Annotated in this window: 21 protein-coding genes; 16 read left to right on the top strand and 5 right to left on the bottom strand. The window is 65.7% G+C overall.

Features of this window, described 5'->3' with window-relative positions; all coding sequences use genetic code 11:
* Positions 1-459 precede the first annotated feature (459 nt).
* The 9 genes from ACVIYL_RS38335 (at position 460) to ACVIYL_RS38295 (ending at position 10,157) form a co-directional block, all read left to right on the top strand.
* Positions 460-1,986, top strand: a complete 1,527-nt coding sequence (locus tag ACVIYL_RS38335) for an amidohydrolase (protein ID WP_456781933.1) — start codon at positions 460-462, stop codon at positions 1,984-1,986.
* Positions 1,983-3,074: a CobW family GTP-binding protein gene (locus ACVIYL_RS38330; RefSeq protein ID WP_456780994.1), complete on the top strand. Its 1,092-nt coding sequence runs from the start codon at positions 1,983-1,985 to the stop codon at positions 3,072-3,074. Before ACVIYL_RS38335 ends, ACVIYL_RS38330 begins: the two co-directional genes overlap by 4 nt.
* 45 nt (positions 3,075-3,119) lie before the next feature.
* On the top strand, positions 3,120-4,433 hold the full coding sequence (locus ACVIYL_RS38325) for an ABC transporter substrate-binding protein (RefSeq protein ID WP_456780993.1): 1,314 nt from the start codon (positions 3,120-3,122) through the stop codon (positions 4,431-4,433).
* Between the two features lies 1 nt (position 4,434).
* Positions 4,435-5,166 (top strand): ABC transporter ATP-binding protein, encoded by a 732-nt coding sequence (locus ACVIYL_RS38320; protein ID WP_456780992.1) that lies wholly within the window; start codon positions 4,435-4,437, stop codon positions 5,164-5,166.
* Positions 5,153-5,851 (top strand): ABC transporter ATP-binding protein, encoded by a 699-nt coding sequence (locus ACVIYL_RS38315; protein WP_456780991.1) that lies wholly within the window; start codon positions 5,153-5,155, stop codon positions 5,849-5,851. Before ACVIYL_RS38320 ends, ACVIYL_RS38315 begins: the two co-directional genes overlap by 14 nt.
* Positions 5,852-5,867: 16 nt before the next feature.
* Positions 5,868-6,734, top strand: coding sequence for a branched-chain amino acid ABC transporter permease (locus tag ACVIYL_RS38310; RefSeq protein WP_057017060.1), 867 nt, complete (start codon positions 5,868-5,870; stop codon positions 6,732-6,734).
* Positions 6,735-6,739: 5 nt separating this feature from the next.
* Entirely contained in the window at positions 6,740-7,759 is a 1,020-nt protein-coding gene (locus ACVIYL_RS38305) for a branched-chain amino acid ABC transporter permease (RefSeq protein WP_456780990.1), read from the top strand.
* Positions 7,760-7,827: 68 nt separating this feature from the next.
* Positions 7,828-9,840, top strand: coding sequence for a copper amine oxidase (locus ACVIYL_RS38300; protein ID WP_456780989.1), 2,013 nt, complete (start codon positions 7,828-7,830; stop codon positions 9,838-9,840).
* The gene (locus ACVIYL_RS38295) at positions 9,837-10,157 is read left to right on the top strand and encodes a hypothetical protein (RefSeq protein ID WP_456780988.1); all 321 of its coding nucleotides are present in this window, start codon (positions 9,837-9,839) and stop codon (positions 10,155-10,157) included. The genes ACVIYL_RS38300 and ACVIYL_RS38295 overlap by 4 nt, the downstream gene beginning before the upstream one ends.
* Here the strand turns inward: ACVIYL_RS38295 and ACVIYL_RS38290 are convergent.
* The 3 genes from ACVIYL_RS38290 to ACVIYL_RS38280 form a co-directional block, all read right to left on the bottom strand.
* Positions 10,143-11,495 carry an aminotransferase class III-fold pyridoxal phosphate-dependent enzyme gene (locus ACVIYL_RS38290; protein WP_456780987.1) on the bottom strand — a complete coding sequence of 451 codons (1,353 nt, stop codon included), beginning with the start codon at positions 11,493-11,495 and terminating at the stop codon, positions 10,143-10,145. The genes ACVIYL_RS38295 and ACVIYL_RS38290 overlap by 15 nt on opposite strands.
* A 118-nt stretch (positions 11,496-11,613) precedes the next feature.
* Positions 11,614-12,279: an HAD family hydrolase gene (locus tag ACVIYL_RS38285; protein ID WP_456780986.1), complete on the bottom strand. Its 666-nt coding sequence runs from the start codon at positions 12,277-12,279 to the stop codon at positions 11,614-11,616.
* The gene (locus tag ACVIYL_RS38280; RefSeq protein ID WP_456780985.1) at positions 12,276-13,538 is read right to left on the bottom strand and encodes a Tm-1-like ATP-binding domain-containing protein; all 1,263 of its coding nucleotides are present in this window, start codon (positions 13,536-13,538) and stop codon (positions 12,276-12,278) included. The genes ACVIYL_RS38285 and ACVIYL_RS38280 overlap by 4 nt, the downstream gene beginning before the upstream one ends.
* 217 nt (positions 13,539-13,755) lie before the next feature.
* Here ACVIYL_RS38280 and ACVIYL_RS38275 point away from each other — a divergent pair, with 217 nt between their 5' ends.
* From ACVIYL_RS38275 to ACVIYL_RS38255, 5 genes are all read left to right on the top strand, one after another.
* Positions 13,756-15,240, top strand: coding sequence for an aldehyde dehydrogenase (locus ACVIYL_RS38275; RefSeq protein ID WP_456780984.1), 1,485 nt, complete (start codon positions 13,756-13,758; stop codon positions 15,238-15,240).
* On the top strand, positions 15,237-16,625 hold the full coding sequence (locus tag ACVIYL_RS38270; protein ID WP_456780983.1) for a transaminase: 1,389 nt from the start codon (positions 15,237-15,239) through the stop codon (positions 16,623-16,625). Before ACVIYL_RS38275 ends, ACVIYL_RS38270 begins: the two co-directional genes overlap by 4 nt.
* Entirely contained in the window at positions 16,625-17,422 is a 798-nt protein-coding gene (locus ACVIYL_RS38265; protein WP_456780982.1) for an SDR family oxidoreductase, read from the top strand. Before ACVIYL_RS38270 ends, ACVIYL_RS38265 begins: the two co-directional genes overlap by 1 nt.
* A 53-nt stretch (positions 17,423-17,475) precedes the next feature.
* Positions 17,476-18,246: an SDR family NAD(P)-dependent oxidoreductase gene (locus ACVIYL_RS38260; protein ID WP_456780981.1), complete on the top strand. Its 771-nt coding sequence runs from the start codon at positions 17,476-17,478 to the stop codon at positions 18,244-18,246.
* Between the two features lie 112 nt (positions 18,247-18,358).
* A complete protein-coding gene (locus tag ACVIYL_RS38255; RefSeq protein ID WP_076826182.1) occupies positions 18,359-18,622 on the top strand; it encodes a hypothetical protein in 264 nt (87 codons plus the stop codon).
* A gap of 62 nt (positions 18,623-18,684) precedes the next feature.
* Here ACVIYL_RS38255 and ACVIYL_RS38250 read toward each other — a convergent pair whose 3' ends face one another.
* A complete protein-coding gene (locus tag ACVIYL_RS38250) occupies positions 18,685-19,059 on the bottom strand; it encodes a hypothetical protein (protein WP_456780980.1) in 375 nt (124 codons plus the stop codon).
* 329 nt (positions 19,060-19,388) lie between these two features.
* On the opposite strand from ACVIYL_RS38250, the gene ACVIYL_RS38245 reads away from it, so the two are divergent.
* Positions 19,389-19,973: a DUF3617 family protein gene (locus ACVIYL_RS38245; RefSeq protein ID WP_456780979.1), complete on the top strand. Its 585-nt coding sequence runs from the start codon at positions 19,389-19,391 to the stop codon at positions 19,971-19,973.
* Positions 19,974-20,241: 268 nt separating this feature from the next.
* A complete protein-coding gene (locus ACVIYL_RS38240; RefSeq protein ID WP_456780978.1) occupies positions 20,242-20,796 on the top strand; it encodes a DUF3617 domain-containing protein in 555 nt (184 codons plus the stop codon).
* Between the two features lie 44 nt (positions 20,797-20,840).
* On the opposite strand, the gene ACVIYL_RS38235 is transcribed toward ACVIYL_RS38240, so the two are convergent.
* Entirely contained in the window at positions 20,841-21,281 is a 441-nt protein-coding gene (locus ACVIYL_RS38235; protein WP_456780977.1) for a hypothetical protein, read from the bottom strand.
* Positions 21,282-21,411: the final 130 nt, after the last annotated feature.

Raw genomic sequence — 21,411 nt, 5'->3', positions numbered from 1 at the left:
TGTCTCCGCGTATCCGGCGATAGTGCGTTAGCGGAGGCTCCCCCTCACCCGGAACGCATCTACGATGCGTTCCGACCTCTCCGGGCGAGGTGAAGCGGGGCCTGCCGCACGATTTGAAATGAAGTCACCGCGCTCTAGGCGCCGCGCCGCCCGCATTGCGGGGACGCGGCGGAGCATCCACCGGACGGTGGATTGTTCCAAATGCCGACATGCCGAACGTTTGGCCATCATGCCGGCGTCGTGCGCGGTTCGGCCTTGTGCACCGCACGGTGAGAGGCTGATCGCTCCAGGCTTTCCCAATCGAGAAGTTTGATCCGTATGAACAGGACATTCGCCGACACGGTCTTCCGCAACGGCCGGATTTAGACGTCGAACCGCGGGCAACCTTGGGCAAGCTGCGCAGCCGTCAAGGCCGGCCGGTTCATCGCGGTGGGCAAGGAACGCGACGTCGCGGCGCTCATCGGCGAGGGGACGGCGACCGTCGATCTCGGTGGACGGATGGCGATGCCGGGGATCGTCGACATTCACAATCACATCATGATGGGCGGACAGGCCGATCTCTACGAGCTGCGCTTCTCCAACGCCGACAGCATTCCAAGGATCGCCGAGACCCTGCACAAGGCCGCATCGGCGGCGGCGCCCGGCGCCTGGATCGTCGGCGGGCAGTTCGGCAACAATCTCTTGAACGAGATGAACACCGCGGAGTCCTGCGCGCTGCTCGACGCGGCCTGCCTCGGCCATCCCGTGGTGCTGCGCGACGACACCTATCATAACCGCTGGGCGAGCTCGGCGGCGCTCCGGCTCGCCGGCGTTGCGGCCGACACGGCTGATCCGACCGACGGCGAGATCGGCCGCGACCTCAAGACCGGAACGCTGACCGGGATCATGATCGAGGCCGCCTCCGGCCTGGTCGAGCGGGCGCTCGCGGCCTCCGGTCACTACACGGCCGAGATGGACCGCGCGGCGGTGGCGCGCTCGATCTCGGTGCTGAACGCCTATGGCGTCACCGCCTTCATCGACGCCGCCAGCATGCAGCCGATCATGGCGGCGTTGAAGGGGCTCGACGATCGCGGCGAGCTCACCGCCTGGGCGGTGTGCGCGATGCCGGTGGTCGAGCCGGGTTTCATGTTCGGCAAGGCCGGCGAGGAGCTGTTCGCGCTGCGCGAGGATTACCGCGGCGCGCATGTGAAGCCCGATTATGTGAAGGTGTTCCTCGACGGCGTGCCGGGCGCCAAGACCGCGGCCTTCCACGAGCCGTATGTGGCCGACCCGGTGCGCGGCTGCTGCTTCCGCGGCGCGACCATGCTGACCGTACCAGACCTGATCCGTTGGCTCGGGCGCTGCGAGAAGCTCGGCCTTGCCGCGAAGATCCATTGCGCGGGGGACGCCGCGGTGACGCAGGCGCTCGACGCCATCGACGTCGTGCGCAGCTTCAACGGCCCGACCCATCTGATCCATCAGATCGCGCATGCGAGCTATATCGCGCCCGACGACGTCAAGCGCTTCGCCGAGCTCGGCGTCGCCGCCGACCTGTCGCCGATCATCTGGTATCCGACCGTCTTCCTCGAAGCGCACAAGGCCGCGATGGGCGAGGAGCGCGCGCAGCGCTTCTGGCCGAACAAGGATTTGAAGGAAGCCGGTGCACTGATGGCCGGCGGCTCGGACTGGCCGGTGATCCCGATCCCCGATCCCTGGCAGGGCATCGAGGGCATGGTGACGCGGCAGAATCCGACCGGAGATTTTCCTGGCAAGTCGCTGTGGGCGGAGCAGGCGCTCGACCTCAAAACCGTGATCGACATCTACACCATCGACGCCGCGCGCTCGGCCGGGCTCGGCCAGTCGATCGGCTCGATCGAGGTCGGCAAATCCGCCGATTTGATCGTGCTCGACCAGATGATCTTCGACATCCCGCCGGATCAACTGGCCGATACGCGGGTCGAGATGACCTTCTTCGAGGGCCGCAAGGTCTACGAGCGGGGCGCATGATGGCAACCGTGGATCAGATCCCGGTCACGGTGCTGACCGGTTTCCTCGGCAGCGGCAAGACCACGGTGCTGAACCATTTGTTGCGCCAGCCCGAGCTCAATGGCGTCGTCGCCATCATCAACGAGTTCGGCGAGGTGGCGCTGGATCACCTTTTGGTCGAGAGCAGCGAAGACCGCCTGGCGCTGCTCGACAATGGCTGCATCTGCTGCTCGGTGCGCGAGGACCTGATCGAGACGTTGGCCGATCTTGCTTCGCGATGTGCGGCAGGAACGATCCCGCCATTCCACCGGGTGCTGGTCGAGACCACCGGGCTCGCCGATCCCGTGCCCGTGCTGCACACGCTGATGACGGCGCCCGATGTCCTCAGTCGCTACCGGATCGACGGCGTGGTCGCGACCGTCGATGCGGTTAATGGTGCGCACACCCTTGCGGCCCATGGCGAGGCCGTCAGGCAGATCGCAGTCGCCGACCGGCTGCTCGTGACCAAGACCGACCTGGCCGCCGAGGACGCACTGGCGCGGCTTGATGCGCAGCTTGCGGCGATCAATCCGGTCGCGACGCGCACGAAAGTGCGGAACGGAATCGTCGATCCGGCGAAGGTCCTCGATGCCGGGCTGTTCGATCCGGCGGCGCGCTCCGCCGATGTCGTGCGCTGGTTCGATCTGGCAGCGCAGGCGGCGAACACGCCGCACCATCACGGGGATCACCATTGCGACGGCGAGGCGTGCAGCCACCACAGTCACCACGCGCACGACACCGGCGTATCGTCCTACAGCCTGATCATCGACGAGCCGATCCAGCGGGAGGCGTTCGCGCGCTGGCTCGATTATGTCGCGGCGCTTAGAGGCGAGGACCTGCTGCGCTTCAAGGCGATCGTGCATGTCGCCGAGCAGCCCGATGCGCCCATGGTGGTGCACGGCGTGCAGCACGTGTTCCATCCGCCGATCGCGCTGCAGGGCTGGCCGTCGGCGGACCGGCGCTCGCGGCTCGTCTTCATCGTGCGCGGCATCCCGCGCCAGATCATCGAAAACACCTTGTGCAAATTCGCCGCGGTGAGCCGTGCGGCGATCCAGCGATCGGCGGCGTGAGCCGCGGTCAGGCATTTTCATCATTGGTTGTGGAGGGAGAGGGACATGACTGAGACGAAGAACAATACGGCGTCAGGCCGGCTCGACCGGCGTACGCTGCTGAAAGCGGCCGGTGCCACCAGTCTCGCATCGGCGATGAACGTGCCGCTGGTCAATCTCGCGCGGGCCGCCGGCAACACCATCAAGATCGGCTGGGTCGGCTGCCTCTCCGGCGTCCGCGCGCAGTTCGCCGAGCCCGATCCCTGGATCCATGAGCGCATCAAGGCGCGGCTGAAGGACGGCCTGAAGATCGGCGGCAAGACCTATCAGGTCGAGCTGGTGTTCAAGGACAATCAATCCGATCCGAACCGCTCGTCGGTGATCGCGAGCGAACTGGTGCTGCGTGAAAAGTGCGACCTGATCCTGATCGAGGACGGCGACGCCCAGCCGCCGGTGCAGGAGCTCGCCGACGCCCGCGGGATTCCTACCATCTCGACCATGGTGCCGTGGCAAGGCTGGATGTTTCCGCGCAAGTCGACGCCGGACAAGGGTTTTCCCTACAGCTACCATTTCTTCTGGGGTGCCGACGACGTTGCGAAAAATTTCTTGGGCATGTGGCAGTCGGTCGAGACCAACAAGAAGGTCGGCACGCTCTACATCGACAACCCGCCGGGCCAGGCGTTCTCCGATCCGAAGCTCGGCCTGCCGGCGGGCATCTCGGGAGCGGGCTATCAGGAGTTCTCGGCCGGCAAATTCCAGATCGCGACCGACGACTTCACCAACCAGATCGCGCTGTTCAAGAACAACGGCGTCGACATCGTCTCCGGCTTCACCTTCAGCAATCACTGGGTGACGCTGTGGAATCAGGCGGCGCAGGCCGGTTTCAAGCCGCAGATCTGCACGGTGGCGGCGGCCTTCCTGTTCCCGGCCGCGGTGAATGCGCTCGGCGATCGCGGCGACGGCATGTCGACCGAGGTGTGGTGGACGCCGGCCTATCCGTTCAAGTCCTCGCTGACCGGGCAGAGCGCTGCCGAGCTCGCCGCGGAGTGGGAGAAGACCACCGGCAAGCAGTGGACCCAACCGATCGGCTACGCCCATGCGCTGTGGGAGGTCGGGCTCGCGGCGTTGCAGAACAGCGATCCCAAGGACAAGAACTCATTGCGCGATGCGATCGCCGGCCTCGACATGGAGACCGTGGTCGGCCGGGTCAAGTTCAAGGACAGTCCGATCAAGAACGTCGCGGTGACCTCGCTGTCGGGCGGGCAATGGCGCAAGGCCAAGGGCGGCAAGTCGAAATACGAGCTCCTGATCGTGCACAACGGAACGGCGCCGTTCATCCCGAAGCAGGCCGATCTCCAGCTGCTCTCCAAGCTGGCTTGAGATGGCACCGCTTCTGCGCGTCAGCGGTCTGTCCAAGCGCTTCGGCGAGATCGTGGTCGCCGACAATGTCAGCTTCGCGCTGGCGCGCGGCGAATGCCTCGGCGTGATCGGCCCGAACGGCGCCGGCAAGAGCTCGCTGCTCAACCTGATCGTCGGACTGCTCACGGCCGACGGCGGCTCGATCATGCTCGACGACAGGGAGATATCAGGCCTGCCGCCGCATCGCCGGGCGCGGATGGGGCTCGGGCGGGCGTTCCAGATCCCGCAGCCGTTCCCGCATCTGTCGGTCTACGAGAACGCGCTGGTCGCGGCATCCTACGGCGCCGGCCTCACCGGCGAGGCGGCGTCGAGCTGGACCATGGAGGTGTTGCAGCGCACCGGGCTCGACGCCAAGGCGGACAGGCTCGCCGGCGCCTTGCCGCTGATCGACCGCAAGCGGCTGGAATTCGCCAAGGCGCTGGCCTCGAAGCCGAAGCTGATCCTGCTCGACGAGATCGCCGCCGGGCTGACCGAGCCCGAGGTCGAGCGCCTCGTTGCCATCATCCAGTCGGTGAAGGCCGATCATGCCATGATCTGGATCGAGCACATTCCGCACGCGCTGCGCGCGGTGTCGGATCGCATCCTGGTGCTCGACTTCGGCCGCAAGGTGCTGGACGGGCCGCCGGCCGAGGTCATGGACAGCGCCGTGGTGCGCGAGATCTACATGGGATTGAAGGCCGATGGCGTTGCTTGATGTGAACGGCCTGCAGATCTTCTACGGCGATCTGCAGGCCGTGTTCGATATGAACTTCACCGTCGCGGACGGCGAGGCGGTGGCACTGGTCGGCGCCAATGGCGCCGGCAAGTCGACGTTCCTGAAGGCGCTGGTCGGTCTCAACGAGGAGCGTCGCGGCGCGGTGCAGTTCGACGGCGTCGATATCTCGCAGATGCCGGCCGAAGAGGTGTCGCGGCTCGGCCTCATCATGGTGCCCGAGGGCCGCCTGCTGTTCGATTCGCTGACGATCGAGGAGAACCTGTTGATGGGCAGCGTCAACCGGCGCAAAGGCAGCTGGACCTTGCGGCGGGTGTTCGACCTGTTCCCGATCCTCGAGGAGCGGCGGCGGATGTTTCCCGGCCAGCTCTCCGGCGGCCAGCAGCAGATGGCGGCGATCGGCCGCGCGCTGATGTCGAACCCGCGGCTCCTCTTGTGCGACGAGATCTCGCTCGGGCTCGCCCCCGTCGTGGTCGAGCAGATCTACCGCTCCTTCGCCGACATCCGCCGCGAGGGTACCGCGGTCGTGCTGGTCGAGCAGGACGTCAAGCGCGCGCTCGCGACCTCGGAGCGGATCTATTGCCTGTTGAAGGGGCGGGTGTCGCTGACCGGCCCGGCGCAAGGCTTGCAGCCGGAGCAGCTGACGCACGCCTATTTCGGTAACTAGCCAGGGTTGGCACGACATGATCTGGGTTGAGACGTTGATCAACGGGGCCCTGCTTGGCGGGCTGTATGGGCTGCTCGGCATCGGGCTCGCACTGGTGTTCGGTGTGATGCGCGTCGTCAACATCGCGCATGGCGAGTTCATGGTGCTGAGCGCGTTCTGCGCCGTGCTGCTGGCCAACCTGTTTCCGCAGGTGTCGCCGCTGTTGATGTTGATCCCGGTGATTGCGCTGTCCTTTGCGGTCGGATGGCTCTACCAGGCCGCCATCGTCAACCGGGTCGTGACGTCGCCCGATCCGCTGTCGCCGCTGCTTTTGACCTTCGGCGTGTCGGTGATCCTGCGCAACGTGATGGTCGAGGTGTTCGGCGCCGACGTGCGCAGCCTCCAGGTCGGCGAGCTCTCGCGCGCCAGCCTCGAGATCGCGGGCCTCAACATCGGCATCATGCCGTTGCTGACGCTGGTGCTCGCCGCGCTGCTGTTCATGGCGCTGCAACTCGTGCTACGCCATACCGAGTTCGGCCGGATCGTGCGCGCCACCGCCGACCGCCGCGATATCGTCCGGCTGTCCGGCGTCAAACCGGACCGGGTTTATAACTATGTCATGGGCCTGTCGCTCGCGCTCGGCGCGATCGGCGGCGTGCTGCTCGCGGTGCGCTCGAGCTTCACGCCGTTCTCGGGGGCCGAGCGGCTCCTCATCGCGTTCGAGGTCGTGGTGCTCGGCGGGCTCGGCTCGTTCTGGGGCGCGCTGCTCGGCGGCATCGCGCTCGGCATGGCGCAATTGATCGGGCTGAAAATCGATCCGAATGCCGGGCTGCTCTATGCGCACCTCCTGTTCTTCATCATGCTGCTGATCCGCCCGTCGGGTCTCGTGTCGAGCAGGGTGTGATGCCGATGCCGACACGTACCATTCTTGCGGCCTCTGCCATCGTGCTCGTCGCGGTGATTGCCGGCGCGCCCTTCGTGCTGAACGAGGGATTCCTGCGGCTCGCGACCGAGTGCCTACTCTTGCTGACGATGGCGCAGATGTGGAACCTGCTGGCGGGTTATGCCGGGCTGGTCTCGCTTGGCCACCAGGTCTTCATCGCCTTCGGCGCTTATGCGCTGTTCCTGACCTCGGGCTGGCTCGAGGTTACGCCGATCTGGGTGCTGCCGGTCGCGCCGCTGGTGGCGGGCGCCGTTGCGGCGATCATCGCCTTTCCGCTGTTTCGTTTGCGCGACGCCTATTTCTCGATCGCGATGTGGGTGTTCGCCGAAATCATCGGCGCGTTCACAATGAAGTCGCAGGCCGTCGGCGGCACGTCGGGCGTGCCGCTCGCGACCAGCAAGCTGATCGATTTCGACTGGTTCGAGCCGACGATGTTCTGGCTCGCCGGCGGCCTGACGCTCGTGACCATCGCGGCGCTGTACAGGATGATGACGTCGAGCTTCGGGCTCGGGCTGATGAGCGTGCGCGACAATGATCTTGCCGCGATGAGCGTCGGCGTTGACGTCCGGCACAATCGTTTCGTCGCCTTCGTGCTCTCGGCGGCGGGATGTGGGCTTGCCGGCGCGCTCAGCTTCATGGGCAATCTGTTCATCGCGCCGCTAGCGGCCTTCGACGTCAACTGGTCCGTCTACATGATGTTCATCGTGATCATCGGCGGTATTGGAACGCTGGAAGGCCCGATCCTCGGCGTCATCATCTTCTTCGGCCTGCGCGAGCTGATGACCGGACCGCTCGGCCTGTCCGGCGGCTGGTATCTGGTGGGGCTCGGCATCATCGCCGTCGTCGTGATGATCGTGGCGCCGCGCGGCCTCTGGCCGGCCTTGCGCGATCGCATCGGCGTGCGGCTGCTCGATGTCCACCGCGCCGCGCCACGCCCGGCCGCGGCCGCAATCCTGCCGGCGGCGTCGGAACAGGTTACCGGATGAAGGAGCGGGCCTTCACGTCGCCGCCGTTGCTTGTATTCTGGCAGTTCTAGCTTTGAGTGGAGGGCGGAATGGCTCTGATTTTCAGGCATGGCGTGTGGGCAGTGGCCGGTCTGATGGTCGCGACATTGGCGGCGCCGCTGCCGGCGCAGGCCGAGCGGCGGATGTGGCCGCAGGCGGCCGCAACGCACCCGATGGACGGGCTCACCACCGACGAAATCCGCTCGGTCTCCGATATCCTGCGCGGCGCCGGCAAGCTCGACGATTCGGCGCGGGTCGTCTCGATGTCGGTCGAGGAGGATCCCAAGGACGAGGTGCGGGCGTGGAAGCCCGGACAGCCCTTCACGCGCCGGGCCAGCGCGACGCTGCTGAGCGGCGGGCATCTCTACGAGGCGCATGTTGATCTCGCCACGCGAAGCCTGCTCGGCTGGCAGGAAGTCAGGGATCACGAGGCTGCGCTGACCATCGATGAGCTGATCTCCGCCGGCGACCTGCCGAAGCAGGACCCGCGCTGGATCGCCGCGATGGCCAAGCGCGGCATCACCGATTTCCGCAACGTCATGTGTCTGCCGCTGACGGTCGGTCCGGTGAGCGACCCGGTCCTGAAAGGCCGCCGCCTGCTCAACGTTCCCTGTGTCGACACCACGGGCGCCGCCAACAATCTCTGGGGCAAGCCGATCGAGAACCTGTTCGCTCAGGTCGATCTCAAGAGCAAAACGGTGCTGTCGGTGACCGATCTCGGCGTGGTGCCGCCACCGCCGCAGACGCCCTCGCACGCCTATGCCGACTCCGGAACATATCGCAAGCCGCCGAAGCCGATCGAAATCGCCGCGCCTGAAGGCAGCAACGTGAAGGTGGAGGGCGGCCAAGTCCGCTGGGACAACTGGTCGTTCCATGTCCGTCTCGAGCCGCGTGTCGGCGCCGTGCTGTCGCTGATCCGCTACGATGACCACGGCACGCTCCGCGACATCGCCTATCAGATCTCGGCGAGCGAGATGTTCGTGCCTTATATGGATCCGGCGCCGACCTGGTCGTTCCGCGCCTATATGGATATCGGCGAGTACGGCTTTGGCGTGCTCTCCAGTGAATTGCAGCGCGGCGTGGATTGTCCCGAAGGCGCGCATTATCTCGACCTGACGATCTCGGATACCAAGGGCGCGCCGGTCGTGTCCAAGGGCGCGGTCTGCATCTTCGAGCGCCCGACCGGCGATCCGATCTGGCGCCACAGCGAGCTGATCAACAACACCGCCGAGGTGCGGCCGAACAATGAGCTGGTGGTGCGGATGGCGCCGGTGGTCGGCAATTACGACTATCTGGTCGACTACGTGTTCGACCGTGCCGGCAATATCGATGTGCGGCTCGGCGCCTACGGCATCGATGCCACCAAGGGCGTCGCGAGCAAGACACTGAGCGACCCGACGGCCGCGCAGGATACCGCCTTTGGGACGCTGGTCGACGAACGGCTGCTCGCGGTCAATCACGATCACTACATGACGTTCCGGATCGACATGGACGTCGACGGCACCTCGAACCGGCTGGTCGAGGATCGCTTCAATGTCCGCCGCCTGGAGCAGGGTCAGCGCAAGAGCCTCTGGCAGGTCGACACCAGGCCGGTTGCGACCGAAGGTCCGATCACCATGCCGCTGAACGCGGCGCAATTTAGGGTCGAGAGCACGGGCAGGACCAACAGCCGCGGCTACCGCACAAGCTATCAGTTGATGCCCGGCCACTCCGACGTCTCGCTGCTCGCCAAGGACGATCCGATCCAGCTGCGTGCCGGTTTCAGCGCCTACACGCTGTGGACCTCGGCCTACGCCAAGGACGAGCGCTACGCCGCGGGCATGTATCCGAACGGAAACCCCGAGGTCGACGGCCTGCCGAAATGGACGGCGGCCAAGCGGCCGATCGAGGACCGCGACCTCGTGCTGTGGTACACGGTTGGCTTCCGCCACGTGCCGCGCGCCGAGGATTGGCCGGCCATGCCGGGCCTATGGCATGGCTTCCGGCTGCGTCCGTTCAACTTCTTCGATCGCAATCCCGCGCTCGACGTGCCGCCGATGGTGAATGCCAGGGAGACGAAATGAGCGGCCGCATGCATCGCATGGGAGCCGTGGTCGGCGCGCTGTTGGCGTTGCTGGCGACCGGCCCAGCCGCGCGTGGCGCAGCGGCCGAAAACAGCAGCGTTGACGATGCGTCCTTGCTCTATCTGAGCACCAGCGACTGGGAGAGGCAACCGGCGCCGCGCAAGGTCGCGCTCGCGGCCGACTTCATGCGCATCTTCTGCACCGACCAGCGGATGTCGGCCATATCGCTGGCCGATTGCCTTGACCGCGGCAGGGCGGATGGCGCGCTGTTCGAGCGCGCCATGGCTTGTGTGAGTGCGCTATCAGGAAGCCGCTGACAGCCCGGCGTCGATCCCTTCGGCGATCCGCCTCACGTCGGCCGGCGTCAGGATCAGGGGCGGCGACAGGATCAGGTTGTTGCCGGAGACACGCAGCATCACGCCGGCGTCGTAGGCGGCGTCGGCAACCTTCGCCATCGTCTTCTTGTCGGCGGGCTTCTTGCTGTCGCGATCGGCGAGCAGTTCGAGCGCGGCCATCAAACCCTTGCCCCTGACGTCGCCGACCAGCGCGTGCTTCGCTTTGAGCGCGGCCAGCGCCCGCGCAAGGTCCTCGCCGCGCGCGGCGGCATTCTCGTCAAGCTTGAGGCGGCGGGTCTCGGCGAGCGCCGCAAGGCCCGCGGCGCAGCCGACCGGATGGCCGGAATAGGTGTAGCCGTGGCCGATCGAGCCGAACGTGGTCGTGTCGGCCTCGAAGGCTTCCGCAACCTGCTCGCCGATCAGCGTCGCGCCGAGCGGGAAATAGCCCGAGGTGATCGCCTTCGCCATCGTCATCATGTCGGGCTTCACGCCCCAGAGCCGCGAACCCGACCATGCGCCGGTGCGCCCGAAACCGGTGACGACCTCGTCCGCGATCATCAGGATGCCGTGACGGTCACAGATCTCGCGCGCCAGCTTCATGAAGCTGTCCGGCGGCACGATCACGCCGCCAGCCCCGAGCACCGGCTCCATGATGAAGGCCGCGATGGTGTCGGCGCCCTGGAATGCGATCTCCTCCTCCATCGCCGCCGCGCACAGCTGCGCGAGTTTTGCGGGATCGGTCTCGTTGAAGGGATTGCGATAGGTCGACGGCGCGGGGATATGGAACACGCCGGGCAGCATCGGCTCATAGTTGCGGCGGAAATTGGCGTTGCCGTTGACGGAAGCGCCGCCGAAATGGGTGCCGTGGTAGCCCTTCTTCAGCGCCAGGAACTTGGTGCGGTCAGCCTGGCCCTTGATCTTCCAGTATTGCCGCGCGAGCCGCAGCGCGGTCTCGACCGAGTCCGAGCCGCCCGAAGTGAAGAAGGCGCGCACCATGCCTTCCGGCTTGAACCATTCGGTGAGCTCGTAGGCGAGCTCGATCGAGGGGCCGGATGAGGTGCCGCGAAAGCCGGAATAATACGGCAGCGCGCTGAGCTGGTCCGCAATCGCCTGCTTGATCGGATCGCAGCTGTAGCCGAGATTGACATTCCACAATCCGCCGACCGCATCGATCACGGTCTTGCCATCGATGTCGGTGACTTCAACACCTTCGCCTTTCATCACGATCCGCGGCGGCTGCGCCCGCATCTCGGCGGGATGGGCCATCGGGTGCCAGATCGGCTTGGCGTTGTTCTCAACCAGGAAGTTTCTGTCGCGCATGATCGTTCCCTGTCCGGCCGGAGCCTTTTCCGTTCCGATGGAATCGGGACGGGGCTCCAGATTCCAGTTTTGATGCGCTTTCTTCACGCGAACCGGTACCACTTCGCTCGAAAGCGCTTTAGTCGAATTGCAGCCCGAAATGCCGCAGCGCCTCGCTGTAGGACGCGGCAGGATTGCGCACATCGAACAGCACCGTGCGCATGTTGCACGCGGCGGCGCCTGCGATGTTGCGGCGCTGGTCGTCGACGAAGACGCAATTGTCTGCCTCCAGTGCCAGTTCGTCCAGCACGCTTTGATAGGCGCGGGGGTCGGGCTTCAGGATCCCGGTATGCGTGGCATCGACGATGGTGTCGAAGCGCTTGAGGATGGAGAGACGGCTGCGGAAATCGGTGCCGTAGAACAGGTCGAGCTCGTTGGAGAGGATGGCGAGCCGGAACCCGGCATCGGCGGCGAGGGTGATCGCGCGCGCTGCCTCGGGGCGGATCACGGTGTCGGGATCGGCGCCGCGCGCGCGTTTCACGAAGGTCTCCATGTCGCGCCAGTCCTCGCCGACCAGGCGCCCGACCTCGCGGCTGCGGATGAGCCAGTAGTCGCGTTCCGAAATCTCGCCACGCTGCATGCTCGTCCAGAGCGGATCGCTGTCGGGTGCGAACGGTCCGAGCCATTTCAGCGTGCACGGGGCGAGCCCGAGCGCGCGCTCGGCCAGGTCATGGGTCTCGAACAATGTCTTCGAGATCACCCCGCCGAAGTCGAGCACCAGCGCCTGGGCAAGCGGCCTCCTCATGCGGCAGCCGTGGTGCCGCCGCGAGGGACAATGCCGGCAGCGACCCATCGGTCGAAGATGCCGAGCACCGTTTCGTCGAATGCGGCGCTGTTGATGTGATCCTTGATCTCGTGCAGCTCGACCGGCGCCTTGATCGCCGATCGCATGGCGTCGACGAAGGCGGCGAGGGCGTCGGGATCGTGCAAGGCTTCGCCTTCGCGATCCCATTGCTGGATGCCGCCGGCGGGCAGCACGAAGGCAACGGGAGCGTTGGCCTGGGACAGTTTCTCGGCAATCGCGCGGGCGATCCGTTGGCGATCAGCGGATCCCGACGTTGCCGACGCAAGCAGCCGGTTATGCGCGTGGAACGGGCGATCCGACAGCTCGCTCGGAACCCCAAGCCATGCCGGGAAGTCGACCATGTCGATCGCCCCCGGCGCGACGATCTGTGGAATGCCGGCTCTGCCTGCATTCTCAAGCCTGTCAGCGCCGGAATTGACCACCGAGCCGGTGAGCTGGTTGGCGACCTCCTGCAGGCTGAGGTCCAGCACCGCGGCAAAGCCACCTTGCGCGGCGATCGATTCCATCGCGCGGCCGCCCATGCCGGTGGTGTGGAAGACGACCACCTCGTAGCCGCGCCGTTCGAGCTGCGGCTTGAGCTCGACCATATAGCGCAGGCAGCTCTTGCCGAGCGAGGTGATCGCAACGACCGGCCGGTCCTTACGCGGCTTGATTGCGCTTCTGGCGGCGCCGACGATCGCGCCGCAGGCCTGCGACAGCACGGCGGTGCAGGTACCGTTGAGGCCGTAGAGACCGCCGGCCCACAGGATCATCATCAGATCGGCGGCGACGCGCTCGGGCGGGATCAGATGCGAGAAGGCGACGGTCGAGACGATCAGCTTCGGCAGGCCGAGCGGCAGCGCCTGCGCGACGTCGAGCGCAAGGTCGGTGCCCATCGTACCGCCGATCGCGATCACGCCGTCGATGGCATCGCGCTCCGCGAGCGCGCGCGCCAGATTGGCGGCGCCAACCGCCATCAGTGACATCGCGGAATTCTCGTCGCCGCTCGATGCGATCGCCTCGATCGTGGTCTGTGCGGCGGCCGCCACCGCGTGCTTGTCATGTGCCGCCTGGTACGGCGGATCCCCGAGCACGCTAATGTCCATCATGATGGTTCGGCCACCGGCGCGCGCGATGCACTCGCTCATGAACAGCAGTTCGTCGGCCTTGGTGTCTCCCGTTCCGATCAGGAGAATGCGGGGCTGCGTCATCTCAGGCATGACCTTCGGCTCGCCGGCAGGCGTAAGGGATGGTGACAACCGGTTTGGATAACGCAGGCGGAGCGCTCGGCCATCGTGCGATCACGCTATGGGGACACGCCTTGCCGTGACATCCACCTATCGGTTGATTGCTGCCAAAGCCTTGATTTGGCGAGGATTGCGCCGTGCCAGCGGTCTTGCTCGGAAGCCGCTTTTGTTATCGTCACAGTTATCTCGCATGCAGCAAGCCCAGATCGATCGATTACGCGCGGCCGTCATTCCGGCCCAGCAGCTCTTCATCGGCGGCCGGCCGGCGCCGGCGATCAGCGAGGCGCGGCTTGATGTCGTGTCGCCGATCGACGGCCAGCCATTGACCAGCATCGCTGACGGCGATGCGGCCGATGTCGACGCCGCGGTGAGACATGCGCGGCAGGCCTTCGAGCAGGGTGGCTGGTCGCGCGCGGCGCCGGCGCAGCGCAAGAAGGTATTGCTGCGGTTCGCCGACCTCATCGAGCGGCATGCGCTCGAGATTGCGGTGCTCGGCGTCCGCGACAACGGCACCGAGATCAGCATGGCCTACAAGGCCGAACCGCTCTCGGCCGCCGGCACCATCCGTTACTACGCCGAGGCGATCGACAAGGTCTATGGCGAGATCGCGCCGACCTCAGGCGATGTGCTCGGGCTCGTGCATCGCGAGCCGCTTGGTGTCGTCGGCGTGATCGTGCCGTGGAATTTCCCGCTGATGATCGGAGCGTGGAAGATCGGCCCGGCGCTCGCCGCCGGAAATTCGGTCGTGGTCAAGCCGCCGGAGCTTGCCTCGCTGACGCTGTTGCGGTTTGCCGAGCTCGCGACCGAGGCGGGGTTGCCCGACGGCGTGCTCAACGTCGTCACCGGCCGCGGCGCAACGGCCGGCGAAGTGCTCGCGCTGCACATGGATGTCGATGTGCTTGCCTTCACCGGCTCGGGTGCGGTGGGCCGGCGTCTCCTGGAATGCTCGGCGCGATCGAACCTGAAGCGCGTCCATCTAGAGCTTGGCGGCAAGTCGCCCAACATCGTGTTCGCCGATGTGCCTGACATCAAGCATGCGGCCAAAGTCTCCGCGAGCGGGATCTTCCGAAACTCCGGCCAGGTCTGCGTGGCCGGATCGCGGCTCTTGGTGCAATCCTCGATCTATGATCGCTTCATGGCCGAACTGCGCGACGCCACCGCGAAGCTCCGCGTCGGCGATCCCCTCGAACTGAGCTCGGATATCGGCGCCATCGCGAGCAAGCCGCAGTTGCGCAAGAACCTGGATGCCGTTGCCGGCGCGGAAGCGCAGGGCGCGACGTGGCTGATCGGCGGCGAGCAGATCCGCGCCGAGAGCGGCGGCAACTTCATGGCGCCTACGATCCTCACGGAAGTGACGCCGTCGATGCAGGTCTGGCGCGATGAGGTGTTCGGCCCGGTGCTGGCAGTGACGCGGTTCGAGGGCGAGGAAGATGCCACAGCGCTCGCCAATGCGACCCCCTATGGACTTGCGTCGGCGGTGTGGACCGCAAGTCTGTCGACGGCGCATCGTATGGTGCGCGCCATCAAGGCCGGCGTCGTGCACGTCAACGCCTATGGCGGCGCCGACATCACGGTGCCGCTCGGCGGCTTCAAGCAATCCGGCTTCGGACGCGACAAGTCGCTGCACGCCCTCGACGCCTATACCGACCTCAAGACCGCCTGGATCGCGCTATGACATCTTTGGCTGCCGAACGCGCCGGCGTTCTGAACCGATTGCTCGATGCCGAGCAGGAGCGCTTTCGCGCGCTGCACCCGCGCTCGGCCGCGGCCTGGCAGGAGGGAAGGCAGCATTATCTTTATGGCGGCCCGTCGCACTGGATGCGGCGCTGGGCCGGCGGCTTCCCTGTCTATGCCGAGGAGGCGCAGGGCGCGCATATCAGGGATATCGACGGACGCGACTACATCGATTTCTGCCTTGGCGACACCGGCGGCATGTGTGGACACGCGCCCGAGGCGGTGACCGAGGCGGCGCTCGCTCAGCTCAAGCGTGGCGCGACCATGATGCTGCCGACGGAAGACAGCATCTGGGTCGGCGCCGAGCTGTCGCGGCGCTTCGGCCCGAAATACTGGACGCTGACGACGTCGGCGACCGACGCCAACCGTGCCGCGATCCGCATCTCGCGTATGATCACCGGCCGGCGCAAGGTGCTGGTGTTCTCCGGCTGCTATCATGGCGGCGTCGAGGAGGCGCATGTCGAGATCCGCGACGGCCGGGTCGGCCTGCGCAACATGATCCATCCCAACGGCATCGATCATGATGCCGTGAGCCGGGTCGTTGAATTCAACGATGTTGCGGGCCTCGAGGCGGCGCTTGCGCATGGCGACGTCGCCTGCGTGCTGACCGAGCCGCTGATGACGAATTTCGGCATGATCCCGGTCGATCCCGGTTTTCACCGTGCCTTGCGTGACCTGACCCGCCGCGCCGGCACCGTCCTCATCATCGACGAGACCCACACACTGTCCTGCGGACCGGGCGGCTATACGGAGAGCCATGGGCTCGATCCCGACATTTTCGTCGTGGGCAAGGCGATCGCGGGCGGCATCCCTGCCGGCGTGTTCGGTCTCAGCCAGGAGATCGCCGAGCGGCTCTGGAAACTCGTTCCCCACGTCAATCCGCGCGAGCGGCAATCGGCGCATCTCGGCTTCGGCGGCACGCTTGCCGGCAACGCGCTGACGGTCGCGACCATGCGCGCGGTGCTGGAGAAGGTGCTGACCTCTGCGAATTACGAGCGGATGATCGGAACCGCGACCTGGCTCGCGCAGGAAGCGCGCCGCCTGATCGCGGCGGCCGGTCTGCCCTGGCACGTGACGCAGATCGGCGCGCGCGCCGAGATCATGTTCATGCCGCAGCCGCCGCGCAGCGGCGCCGACGTCATTGCGGGCCGGCAACCCGATCTCGAGACCCTGCTGCATGCGTTCTACATCAACGAGGGCATTCTGGTGACCCCGTTCCACACCATGCTGCTGATGTGTCCGGCGACGTCGGCGCGCGACGTCGACAAGCACACGGCGGCGTTGGCGCAGTTCATCGACTTGCTGCGCGGCGCGGGGGCAATCTGATGCAGACGGCTCCGTTCAATCTTGACGGCCGGGTCGCCATCGTCACCGGCGGGGGCAGGGGGATCGGCGCGGCCATCGTGAGACGGCTCGCAGAGGCCGGCGCGACCGTGGTGATCGCCAACCGGACTCTTGATGTGGCCGAGGCGTTGGCACGCGAACTCGTGGCCGATGGACGGGCGGCGCATTGCGTTCCGTTCGACAGGCTCGATCGCGGCAGCTTGCGGGCGCTGGTTGACGGTGTGGCCGCGAGATACGGCCGGCTCGATATCGTCGTGCACAATGCCGGCGGCTGTCCGTGGTCATCGCTTGAGGAGCTCGATGAAGCCAAGCTCGAGGATACGCTGGCGCTGAACCTCAACGCCAGCATCTGGCTCGCGCAGGCCGCAATTCCGCACATGCGTGCCGTCAGGTTCGGGCGCATCCTCGTGACATCCTCGGTCTCCGCGCGCGTCGCGATGGGCGGCGGCGCGCATTACTCGGCGGCGAAGGCCGGCGTCAACGCATTCATCCGCGGCGCCGCCTTCGAACTCGCGCGCGACGGCATAACGGTCAACGGCGTCGAGGCCGGCTTCATCGAAAAGCCGGGCCGCGGCACCATGAGCGCGCCGGAGAACAAGGCGAAGCTCGAGCGCTTTATCCCGATGGGGCACATGGGTAGCGCCGACGACATCGCCTGCGCGATGCTCTATCTCGCCTCCACCGAGGCCAAATACGTCACCGGGCAGACCATCGTCGTCGACGGCGGCTCGACGCTGCCGGAGACCGGATTTGCCGTCGAACGGCAGTGGGGAGCCTAGATGAGCATGATCTTCTCGGAAAACCGGTTTCCACTTTTCCGGATCATGCCCTGATGCCGCGGCTCGACGGAAAGACGGCGCTGGTGACCGGCGCAGCCACGGGGATCGGCCGGGCGACGGCGGCGCTGCTGGCGTTGAGCGGCGCGCGCGTCGTGCTGTTCGGCCTCGGCGACGCCGAGTTGCAGGCCGCAGCAGTGGAGTGTGGCGGGCAGGCAATCCATGGTGACGTCACCCGGCCGGACGACATCGCAAAGGCCATCACCGCCTGCGGCGCGTGGCTCGACATCGTCGTCAACGCCGCCGGCCTGATCGTGCCGGATCAGCCCGCCAGCGTCTCCGACGAGGTCTGGGCCAAAACGCTTGATGTCAACCTCACGGGGACGATGCGTGTCTGTCGCGCGTCCCTGCCGCTGCTCCGGCAGCGCGGCGGCGCGATCGTGAACGTCGCCTCGGTTGCCGCGTTCAATGCCAGCCCGGACAGCGCAAGCTACGCCGCCAGCAAGGCTGCCGTCGTCGCCTATACGCGCTCGCTGGCCTATGCGCACGGCGCCGACGGCATCCGCGCCAATGCGGTGGCACCGGGCTGGGTGCGCACGCCGATGAGCGCCCATGAAATGCAGCTGCTCGCGGACCAGAACGGCACCACCGTCGATGCCGAGATTCGCGGCGTCGAACGACGCATTGCCCTGGGACGGATGGCCGAGCCCGCCGAGATCGCCGCGTGCTGCCTGTTCCTGGCCTCCGACGAGGCGTCCTTCGTGACCGGCGTGGTGCTGGTCGCCGATGGCGGCGGCCGGGCGCCGACGCAGAATCGCGCGGTGTAGGCGGCCGGTTGACGTCTTACGGCAGGCGGCCGGCAGCAGGCGGCCGGCACCTTGATAACGACCGGCGGATTTGGCACTCTCGTGCGGTCACGTCATTCCATCGAGGGGCGTTATGAACAAGTCATTTTCTGTGATCATTGCCGCGGCCGCTTCAATCGTCGTTCTGTCTTCGACGGCGGCGCGGTGCGGCGACTACTATCCGTTTGGCGATCCGCCGTACCGGCTGGACTACGTGCAAGAGCCCCAGATCGTATCGGGCTGCTGGAAATGGAATTGGCAGCTGTACCAGTGGCAGGACTACTGCCCGGTCTACGTCAATCCGAAGGCGTATATGTTCTCGCGCTCGTCGCGCGTCGTGCTCCGCACCAAGGGGTGAGGAGAGTTCGGCTGCTTGAGGTGCTCTGCGTCACGCCGATTGCAGCGACGCAGAGCGCGCACTCATGAATGCGCGATGGTGCACGCCACCTGGTGGCGCTTGCCGAAGTTGAGCAGCGCGTTTTCCCGGAAGCCGTCCAGCCAGACGCCGCGGCCCGCATAGCGATAGCCGACGCCCATCGGAACGTGCCGCACATGGATGCCGCCACGGCCGGTGAGCAGGGAGGCCGTGACCACTTCGCCCGCGACCGACACGGCGCGCGGGCACAGCGGATATTGATGGCCGTTCTCGCAGGTGAAGACGATCTCGGTGCAGGTGCCGACCGGTGCCTTTGTGACGAGACCAAGGTCCGCTGCCGCCGCCGGCCCCGAGTTGCCGAACGACGTTGCGCCCAACGCCAAAATGCCTGCGACCGTGTAGCCAAACCGAATACGCATCAGTGCCCCCTCGTCCAGCGATAGGCTAAGTAATTGAAGAAAATATCTCGCGCTAAATGAGCAAAAAAAACCTCTGAGGTCAAACCTCTCTGCCCAATCCGGTGCGGGGAAGATCGGCCGGCGCCATCGCGAATGGCGTGTCAGGTGTTGCAAGTTTGCTGCAGTGAGTCTGAATTCGGCTGCAAGCTGCCCGGTAGCGTTAATGCGCCTTTACTGGCCACAATTCGCCCTGCAAGTGGTGTGATCTATTGAGTCGTGTTCCGGAGATTGCTTCAATGCGCTGACCGGATCGCATCACGAACGCATTCGGACGGACATCGGGGGTGGGAATGGACTTCCGTGGTGGCATTGCACGTTCGCTACTGACTCTGATGATTGTCTCATTGCCTGCGCTGGCAGCTCATGCGCAGACTCAGGCTCCTAAACCGGCGAACGGCCGGGCGGCGGCGGCGCAGCCGGCTCAGGGCGATCAAGCCTTTTCTGGCCCGAGCTTCCGCAAGGGCTTGTGGCGCTTCGTGCGAACGCTCGATGTGGTGAGGACCGCCAACAAGAACTTCAAGTATCGGATGGTCAACGCGGAGACGACGCGCTGCGTCGACCCGACCCACGCCATGAAGGCGACCTTTGCCTCGGGATCGATCGGAAGCTGCGTCTCGGACAAGCCCGAAAAGGTCGGTAATCAATACACCTTCGGACACCGCTGCGATTACATGGGGACGGTCAGCACCGTCATCACCGTGCGCAGCGACGAGGCCTATACCGAGCTGAACGAGATCAGCACCGGAGAGCATCCCCGGACCGACACGGTTGTCGCGACAAGGATTGGCGACTGCGACGACGGTAGCGCGGCCAAGATTGAGGCCAAGTCCGAGGCCAAGACTGACAAGTCCGCTGCGGCGGCTTTGCAGCACTAGCCGGCAATCAAACGGCAGTGGCGGCGGACGAGGCGTCCATTCGTCCCCGACGACGCAGACGCTGCGCTTCCTTTCGCGCCGAAGCTGCCCCGGCCTGAAGCAAGCAACCGGGCATTCACCGTGTTTGGCGCAAGAGCTCGGGAGAGCTTCGAGAAGGCCAAGCATTTACGGGGTCTTAACACGAAATGCTCCTGAATGATGTGAGGTTGGACGTGCTTCAAGCGAAGTCACGCGATCCGCGTCAATCAGCCGGTTAGGGATTCAATAAATGACATCGCGTGAGGGCTTCGCCCCGTCGAAGATCTTCGCATCCGCGCTTGGCGTCGTGACCGCGCTTTCCGTGTTCGTGCTCGCCTCCCCGAGCGCCCTGGCGGAGGAAGGATTCAGCGGACCGACCTTCCGAAAGGGAATGTGGCGCTTCGTGCGGACGCTGGAAATCGCCACGTCCTCGAACGTCCGACAAACGCTGCTCGAGCGCGAAATGACGCGCTGTGTCGATCCAACCCAGGCGATGAAGGCGACCTTCTCATCTCCGTCCGTTGGAAATTGCCACTCTTCGCGGCCGGAGAAGATCAACAACAAATACGTCTTCTCCAACCGCTGCGACTATCTCGGGCCGGTCAGCACCGTCATCACGGTTCTCAGCGACGAGGCCTATACCGAGGTCAACAAGACCAATGTTGGTCAGGCGCCGCGGACCGACCGGGTGGTTGCCCGCCGAATCAGCGATTGCCACGAGGATAGAGCTTCGCTCAGCCAACCGGCCTCCGCACCGAGCGAGATGTCATTGCAGCAGGACGAAGCCGAGGGCGAGCCGCTGTAAGGCGATTGGTCGGGCGCGCGGGCCTCAGATCGCCCGCAACACCATCAGATCTTCTGCTGCCCGCCTGGTGCACTCACCTTGACGGTGATCTTCTGAATTTCGGTTCGACCGCCCTGATATTTGACCTCTATGGTCAGGGCGTCGTCGCCGAGAAATTCCGGCGGCGCCTTGTAGAAGGCGACATAGGCCGGCACCTCGAGCGCCAGGCAGGCCTTGTAATTGGTGGCCTTCGCCTTCGCCGACTTCACCACAACCTTTCCGGCAGCCGGCGCAGTGACCAGGCGGATGGTCGGCAGCGGCCCCGACGTGCAATCTGGTAACACGTTGAGATAGAGGCCAATCTGGGTGTCCCGGTTGGCCAGGGCGCGAACCTGGCGCTCCACCGTGGTCTCCTGCGGGACAGGTTGTGCAGGGGCTTGCGCGGCCGCCGCGCCGAAGCAGCCCCAAATCAAGACAGCGGCACACGCCTGAAGAATCACCCGCATCGACTTCTGCTCCAAATCGCCGGGAAGGACGAACGGGGGCCGGGGAAATACTGCCTTTGGCCAAGTTAATCCGGCTAAGCCGTTGTTCTTTCAGCTTCGACCTGTCCGATCTTTACCACACTTCCACGGA

The sequence above is a fragment of the Bradyrhizobium sp. USDA 3315 genome, from assembly GCF_054056795.1.
The sequence above is the reverse complement of the archived record's forward strand: the minus strand, read 5'-3'. Positions and strand labels throughout refer to the sequence as shown.

Coding starts and splice junctions, on each gene's coding strand:
- ACVIYL_RS38330 (WP_456780994.1), top strand. CDS start 1,983: ATGATGGCAACCGTGGATCAGATCCCGGTCACGGTGCTGACCGGTTTC.
- ACVIYL_RS38325 (WP_456780993.1), top strand. CDS start 3,120: ATGACTGAGACGAAGAACAATACGGCGTCAGGCCGGCTCGACCGGCGT.
- ACVIYL_RS38320 (WP_456780992.1), top strand. CDS start 4,435: ATGGCACCGCTTCTGCGCGTCAGCGGTCTGTCCAAGCGCTTCGGCGAG.
- ACVIYL_RS38315 (WP_456780991.1), top strand. CDS start 5,153: ATGGCGTTGCTTGATGTGAACGGCCTGCAGATCTTCTACGGCGATCTG.
- ACVIYL_RS38310 (WP_057017060.1), top strand. CDS start 5,868: ATGATCTGGGTTGAGACGTTGATCAACGGGGCCCTGCTTGGCGGGCTG.
- ACVIYL_RS38305 (WP_456780990.1), top strand. CDS start 6,740: ATGCCGACACGTACCATTCTTGCGGCCTCTGCCATCGTGCTCGTCGCG.
- ACVIYL_RS38300 (WP_456780989.1), top strand. CDS start 7,828: ATGGCTCTGATTTTCAGGCATGGCGTGTGGGCAGTGGCCGGTCTGATG.
- ACVIYL_RS38295 (WP_456780988.1), top strand. CDS start 9,837: ATGAGCGGCCGCATGCATCGCATGGGAGCCGTGGTCGGCGCGCTGTTG.
- ACVIYL_RS38290 (WP_456780987.1), bottom strand. CDS start 11,495: ATGCGCGACAGAAACTTCCTGGTTGAGAACAACGCCAAGCCGATCTGG.
- ACVIYL_RS38285 (WP_456780986.1), bottom strand. CDS start 12,279: ATGAGGAGGCCGCTTGCCCAGGCGCTGGTGCTCGACTTCGGCGGGGTG.
- ACVIYL_RS38280 (WP_456780985.1), bottom strand. CDS start 13,538: ATGCCTGAGATGACGCAGCCCCGCATTCTCCTGATCGGAACGGGAGAC.
- ACVIYL_RS38275 (WP_456780984.1), top strand. CDS start 13,756: ATGCAGCAAGCCCAGATCGATCGATTACGCGCGGCCGTCATTCCGGCC.
- ACVIYL_RS38270 (WP_456780983.1), top strand. CDS start 15,237: ATGACATCTTTGGCTGCCGAACGCGCCGGCGTTCTGAACCGATTGCTC.
- ACVIYL_RS38265 (WP_456780982.1), top strand. CDS start 16,625: ATGCAGACGGCTCCGTTCAATCTTGACGGCCGGGTCGCCATCGTCACC.
- ACVIYL_RS38260 (WP_456780981.1), top strand. CDS start 17,476: ATGCCGCGGCTCGACGGAAAGACGGCGCTGGTGACCGGCGCAGCCACG.
- ACVIYL_RS38255 (WP_076826182.1), top strand. CDS start 18,359: ATGAACAAGTCATTTTCTGTGATCATTGCCGCGGCCGCTTCAATCGTC.
- ACVIYL_RS38250 (WP_456780980.1), bottom strand. CDS start 19,059: ATGCGTATTCGGTTTGGCTACACGGTCGCAGGCATTTTGGCGTTGGGC.
- ACVIYL_RS38245 (WP_456780979.1), top strand. CDS start 19,389: ATGGACTTCCGTGGTGGCATTGCACGTTCGCTACTGACTCTGATGATT.
- ACVIYL_RS38240 (WP_456780978.1), top strand. CDS start 20,242: ATGACATCGCGTGAGGGCTTCGCCCCGTCGAAGATCTTCGCATCCGCG.
- ACVIYL_RS38235 (WP_456780977.1), bottom strand. CDS start 21,281: ATGCGGGTGATTCTTCAGGCGTGTGCCGCTGTCTTGATTTGGGGCTGC.